We start from the raw sequence: 1,497 nt of genomic DNA on the forward strand, positions 1-1,497 counted from the left end.
AAAGCCACTTCAAGGCCTTGGCAAATCCTGTGAAGATGCTGTGAGGGCTGTTGTTGTATCCTTCCAAGAGTTCGGCCCATTTGAACCCTTTGGCAAGCAGCGGATACTCCCACTCCCAACCGCTTCGCAGAAGGACGAAATTGTTGAAGACCGCATGCAGGATATCGTGCGCGTAGAGCTCCGTGTGTCTTTTCCAAGGGACGCCGATGAGCACCACTTCTCCATGCTGGCGAACAATGCGGCAGCCGCTGAGAACTGCCTTTTCGTGACCGGAGCAATCAACGACCAGCGCGACTTTGCCTAAGAACTCTTGATTCTCGGTCGGCGTCTCGGCGAACGTCGATGAAATCCCGGATGCTTCAATTTGTGCCCGGCGTGTGGCGTCCGGCTCCACGACGGAAACTTCGTATCCCGAAAGTCTAAAGATATGCGCCGCGAGATAGCCCACCGGGCCGGCGCCGCTGATAATCACGCGGTCCCCGGGTCTTGCTTTGGTCGTCATCAGTGTTGTCATGGACACGCCGATCAGCCGTGCGATGACGGCTGTTTCAGCCGCTAGCCCTTCGGGCACAGGCAGGGTGAAACGACGATCGACCTGCTGAAAGCTGCGATGTGGCCCCATGCAGAAGTGGCGCGACCCGATCTCGATATCCGTTACGTCCTTGCCGCATTCCTCGACTTCGAAGACGGCCGCATAACCTGGATGAACGGGAAAATCCTCGCCGGTCGCCCAAGCAAGTTCCGTGCCGGGACTAACCAGGGACGTGAGCGTCCGGCCACGCACCTCGCCGTCTCCAAGTGGCGGTTTTTGGCAATCTGCGTAGATGAAATCGCCTTTGCTTGGGAAGATTATCTCGTGTTCGGACATGGTCTTATCCTCTGTCTGTTTAAAGAGCCTGACCGCTCTCGCTGTCGAAGAAATGAAGGCATGCGGGATTGAAGAGGACGCTGACACTTTGGTCCGAGACCGGCCGTTCGGCCGCTGCGACCTGTGCGATAAATTCCTGTGTACCAATTCGAAGATTGAGCAGGGCTTCTATGCCCAGATATTCGACAACGTCGACACGGGCCACGAAAGAACCTGGTTCTCCATTTGCCGCAATCTGGATATCGCTCGGCCTGACGCCAAGAGTAACCTGTCTGCCTGGAGATAGTTTGCCAAGCAGAAGACTTGGCACCGGCACGGAAAATGTCTGAGACGTGAGCAGTAAGCCAAATTCGCCTTGCTCTACCTTCATCTGGAAAAGGTTCATTGATGGGCTGCCGATGAACGTAGCGACAAACAGATTTTTTGGGCTGGCGAAAACCTCTTCCGGCGAACCAACTTGCTCGATATGGCCGTCCTTCATGATGACGATCTTATCGGCCAGCGTCATGGCTTCGATCTGGTCATGGGTGACGTAGAGCACGGTCGTTCCCAGCCGCTTATGGAGCTTGGCGATTTCTAGCCGGACCTGGGTTCGCAGCTTGGCGTCAAGGTTCGACAACGGCTCGTCG

The 1,497-nt window shown here is 55.9% G+C and carries 2 protein-coding genes; both read right to left on the reverse strand.

The genetic code is table 11. From position 1 onward, the window contains the following. Positions 1-868, reverse strand: an 868-nt coding sequence (locus A3AY_RS0134215) for a zinc-binding dehydrogenase (RefSeq protein ID WP_018330172.1), incomplete at its 3' end; no start/stop codon positions are given. 19 nt (positions 869-887) lie between these two features. Further along, positions 888-1,497 (reverse strand): ABC transporter ATP-binding protein (locus A3AY_RS0134220; RefSeq protein WP_018330173.1); only part of this gene is annotated, 610 nt, incomplete at its 5' end.

This window comes from Rhizobium giardinii bv. giardinii H152 (assembly GCF_000379605.1).
GTDB lineage: Bacteria > Pseudomonadota > Alphaproteobacteria > Rhizobiales > Rhizobiaceae > Pararhizobium > Pararhizobium giardinii.